4 protein-coding genes are annotated in these 4,700 nt (G+C 50.5%); 3 read left to right on the forward strand and 1 reads right to left on the reverse strand.

Annotated features, from left to right (window positions below; genetic code table 11):
• From leuS to ACTHMC_RS15205, 3 genes are all read left to right on the forward strand, one after another.
• A partial coding sequence (leuS, locus tag ACTHMC_RS15195) for a leucine--tRNA ligase (protein ID WP_440414257.1) occupies positions 1 to 1,921 on the forward strand: 1,921 nt, incomplete at its 5' end.
• Between the two features lie 17 nt (positions 1,922 to 1,938).
• Complete coding sequence (locus ACTHMC_RS15200) at positions 1,939 to 2,631, forward strand: peptidoglycan DD-metalloendopeptidase family protein (RefSeq protein WP_440414258.1); 693 nt, start codon at positions 1,939 to 1,941, stop codon at positions 2,629 to 2,631.
• 126 nt (positions 2,632 to 2,757) lie between these two features.
• Positions 2,758 to 4,032, forward strand: a complete 1,275-nt coding sequence (locus ACTHMC_RS15205) for a DUF937 domain-containing protein (RefSeq protein ID WP_440414260.1) — start codon at positions 2,758 to 2,760, stop codon at positions 4,030 to 4,032.
• A 162-nt stretch (positions 4,033 to 4,194) separates the two neighbouring features.
• On the opposite strand, the gene ACTHMC_RS15210 is transcribed toward ACTHMC_RS15205, so the two are convergent.
• Positions 4,195 to 4,700, reverse strand: a 506-nt coding sequence (locus ACTHMC_RS15210) for a hypothetical protein (RefSeq protein ID WP_440414261.1), incomplete at its 5' end; no start/stop codon positions are given.

A 4,700-nucleotide genomic window follows, 5' to 3' on the forward strand; every position in this document is an offset into this window, starting at 1 on the left:
GGAGATCACCTTTAAATTAAAGAGCGAAAAGAATACCGTTACCGATATGGTGGTATTCACCACCCGCCCTGACACCATCTTTGGTGTAGATTTCATGGTAGTGGCACCCGAGCATGACATGGTGAAAGAGATCACAGCCACTGACCGTCAGCAGGCCGTTGACGAATATCTCCAGTATGTGCAGAGCCGTTCTGAAGTGGAGCGTATGGCTGAAGTGAAAAAGATCACCGGCTGCTTCACCGGCGCTTATGCCATCAACCCATTCAATGGCCGCGAAATTCCTGTCTGGATCTCCGAGTATGTACTCGCCGGATACGGAACAGGCGCTATCATGGCCGTACCCTGCGGCGATGAGCGTGATCATAAATTCGCTACGCATTTCGATATCCCTATCACCAATATCATCGGCGCTGCCTATGATGGAACGGATGCCAATCCTACAAAGGATGCCATCCTGGAGAACTCCGACTTCCTCAATGGCCTCGTAATGCGCGACGCCATCGGCGTGGTACTGGAGAAAGTGGAAGAGCTTGGCATCGGCAAACGTCAGGTGAATTATAAAATGCGTGATGCCGGCTGGAGCCGTCAGCGATACTGGGGTGAGCCATTCCCGATCGTTTTCAAGAACGATATCCCCTATGCGATGGACCCGAAAGACCTTCCCCTGGAACTGCCGCCCAGTGATGATTTCAAACCATCAGGCACCGGTGAGGGCCCCCTGGCCAATATCCCTTCATGGGTGAATATCTCCGATTCAGAAAAGCACGATACCAATACCATGCCCACGCACGCGGGCGCTGCCTGGTATTTCCTTCGTTATACAGATCCTCATAACAACAATGCGTTTGCGGACCGCAAAGCTCTTGATTACTGGGGACAGGTTGACGTGTACGTAGGTGGTTCAGAGCATGCCGTGGCGCACCTGCTCTATTCGCGCCTCTGGGTGAAAGTGCTGTATGACCTCGGGTTCCTCAGCTTTGATGAGCCATTCAAAAAACTGATCAACCAGGGCAAGATCACGGCTGAATCCAAATTCGTTTACCGCGTTCGCAATACCAACCAGTTTGTATCTGCCGGACTGAAAGATCAGTACGAGTCAGATCCGCTGCACGTGGATATCAATATCGTGGATGGACTGGAACTGGATATCGATGCCTTTACAAAATGGTCCCCTGATTTTGAGGATGCCACTTTCATACTGGAAGATGGTAAATACATTTGTGGAGCTGCCATTGAAAAAATGAGCAAATCTTATTTCAATGTTTCCAATCCTGACCAGGTAGTTGAAAAATACGGAGCCGATACCTTCCGGATGTATGAAATGTTCCTCGGACCGCTGGAAGCCAGCAAGCCCTGGGATGTAAAGGGGATCGAAGGTGTTCACCGATTCCTCAAGAAATTCTGGCGCCTGTTCTACGACGAGACCAAAGGACAGGTATGGACAACCGGAAAAGCCAGCGATGCTGAGCAGAAGGTGATCAACAAAGCCATCAAGAAAATTGAAGAGGATACAGAACGCTGGAGCTTCAACACTTCTGTAAGCGCCTTCATGGTTTGCGTGAATGAACTGAACAATCTAAAATGCAATAAGAAAGAAGTACTGGAAAAACTTCTCATCATCCTCACTCCCTATGCACCGCATGTGAGCGAAGAGCTCTGGCAACTGCTTGGTAACAGTGGTTCCATCCTGGATGCCGCTTATCCCGCAGTGGAGGAGAAGTACCTGGTGGAAACCAGCAAGGAATATCCTATTTCCATCAACGGAAAGTTGCGGACCACGCTGGAACTGAGCCTGGAAGCTACACAGCAGGATATCGAACAGGCTGTGCTTGCCAATGAAGTGGTGCAGAAGTGGCTGGAAGGGAAGTCGCCCAAAAAGGTGATCTACGTGAAAGGAAAGATGGTGAATGTGGTAATATAACATTACCTTTCAGTACCATGGAATCCCCTTTCAGCAATATCGTCCGGAGGTACCAGTCTACATTCCATCCCGTAGTGAAAACTGAGCCCGGCGAGAAAATGCTGTCCCTGAATCTTACTGAACAGAACCGTCAACTCAGCAATGAGGTGCTGGCTGATACGGGCCGTTTTTCGGGCTGGATCAACCAGCAACTCGAATCGGCAGGATGCCGCTATGCCATTGGCGGATACGGCGAAAAACGGAAAGTATACCAGACCCCGCTCTTTGCAGCGGAGCGACCCGGAGAAGAACCCCGCACGGTACACCTGGGCGTGGATATCTGGGGACCTGCAGGAACACCCGTATACGCATTCATGGGAGGCATGGTGCATAGTTTTGCGTACAATGCCCAGGATGGCGACTATGGCGCTACAATTGTGCTGCTTCACCAGCTGGATGGCCTTGCTTTTTACACCCTGTACGGGCATCTGAGCCTGAAAGATATACAGACGCTGTCAGCCGGACAATACATTATCTTTGGACAACCAATCGGTCATTTCGGTCCCCCCTCTGAGAACGGCAACTGGCCACCACATCTTCATTTCCAGGTGATCCTGGATATGGAATTGAAAGAAGGCGATTATCCCGGTGTATGCCGGTGGTCAGAAAAAGAGAAATACTTTTCCAATTGTCCTGATCCAAACCTGATCCTGCAATTATTGCCCACCTGAAGTTCTCCTTAGCGAATCCCCCTGCTGATTGTAAATGAACATTTACAATAACCCTCCATGCCGTGGTATGCCAATATTCCTGCGTATCACCTGATTCATTATTTGATCACCTATAAACTTTCTCTTATGTCATTCAATCTTCTCGATTCGGTGAAAGGATTATTTTCCAGCGACCTCATCAGTAAGATGTCATCCTCTTTTGGTGAAAGCGAAGGAGGGATTCAAAAAGCAATTGGTGGAGCCATTCCTGCGGTACTTACAGGTTTACTCAATAAGGCCGGTTCAACCGATGGTGCGGCCAGCCTGCTGAACCTGTCGAAAGACGCGGCCAGCAGCGGTATCCTGGGCAACCTCGGCGGCCTGTTGGATGGAGGCGGCAATCTCCTGGGCAAGGGCATGGATATGCTGAAGGGCCTGTTCGGGGACAAGACCAATGCCATTACCAGCATGATCGCCAATTTCAGTGGTATCCGCGAGTCCTCTGCTTCCTCACTGTTAAGTGTAGCCGCACCAGCTGCTCTGGGCACGGTAGGCAAACAGGTTACGCAAAACAATCTGGGCGTGAGCGGGCTCACCAGCTGGCTGGCACAGCAGAAAGACAGCATCCTCGCCGCCATCCCATCAGGATTGAATATAGCCGGCGCACTGGGCCTTGGCAGTCTCAGCGACCTGGGAAGTAAACTGTCAGGTCTGGTAGGCGGGGCCACCGGTAATGTAAAACATGTGGCAGGCACTGCCACAGCCTACGCGCATGACACGGCTGAAAAAGCGAAAGGCGGCGCCAAATGGCTCTGGCCTTTATTGCTGGCACTGCTGGTGATACTGGGCCTGATCTATTTCCTGAGAGGCAGGGGGCATAAAGAAGAGTTGGCTACAACCCCCACGGAACAGACATCCCCGCCTGCCGATACGATTGCCAGTAAGCCGGTTGTCCCTGCCCTGGAATCTATCAAGGTGAAACTGCCGGACGGAACTGAGCTGGATGCCTACAAGGGTGGCATCGAAGACAGGCTGGTGGCTTTCCTTAATGATCCCAACTCAAAAGGAGGGAAGGATGTGTGGTTCGATTTCGATAACCTCAATTTCAAAACAGGCAGCGCAGACATTACAGAGGAAAGCATGGTGCAGGTGAATAATATCGCAGCTATCCTCAAGGCATACCCGAAATTGAAGATCAAGATCGGTGGATATACGGATAAGAGTGGAGACGAGAATGTGAATATGAAGATCTCGCAGGACCGCGCCAATTCAGTGTCCAATGCACTGAAAGCAAAAGGCGATGGCAAACAGATAGCCGGCGCTGAAGGTTATGGATCGAAGTTTGCAACTGCAGCTGCAGATGCACCTGATGAAGAGCGAAAGAAGGACAGGAGGATTGCCATTGGTGTCAGGGAAAAATGACGATGAACCGGCAAGCATAAGTAAGGGGCCGTCTCGATGGAGATGGCCCCTTTTTCGTTTCGCAGTGCCCAGCCGCTCGCGTCCCCGCGACTGACTTCTATTCCGTCGCCTCCCGGCGACACGGTGCTCGCCGGAGGCGAGCGAGAGGTCCCCCAATAATAGTTAGAGGTAAGTAAAGGTGATCAATCCGGAGGAATATCCTGTGGCTGTTCTTTTGATGATACGGCCCTGGGTGTCGAATTCATTGGTGAATGTGGTGGTCTGATGGGAAGATCCGTTGATCACTTCCTGTGTGGCATTTCTTCTGCTGAGCCAGAGCTCAGGAAAATATTCTTCGGTAAAGATTACCAGGTTGCTAGTAAAGTTGAGTGGATTCAGGCTGCTGTGGTTGGTGTAATGATAGTGATTTGAACCTGCGTAACGATCGGTGAGGCCATGGTCAGTGCTGTAATACAGCGTATCATTTCCGGATGCATTTTCAATCAGGTGTACATCTCCCTGCGGATTATAACCAAGCAGGAAATTACGCGCTGGCTGCGGGTATACATGCAGTTGATAAGTGTAACCGGTGATCCTTCCTGCCAGATCATAGTTTACATTCTTTTTGCTGGAGATCAGTTGACCATTCTTCCATAAACTGCAAGAATCGATCTTTTGTCCATTGTAAC

The sequence above is a fragment of the Pseudobacter sp. genome, assembly GCF_051955275.1.
Taxonomy (GTDB): Bacteria; Bacteroidota; Bacteroidia; order Chitinophagales; family Chitinophagaceae; genus Pseudobacter.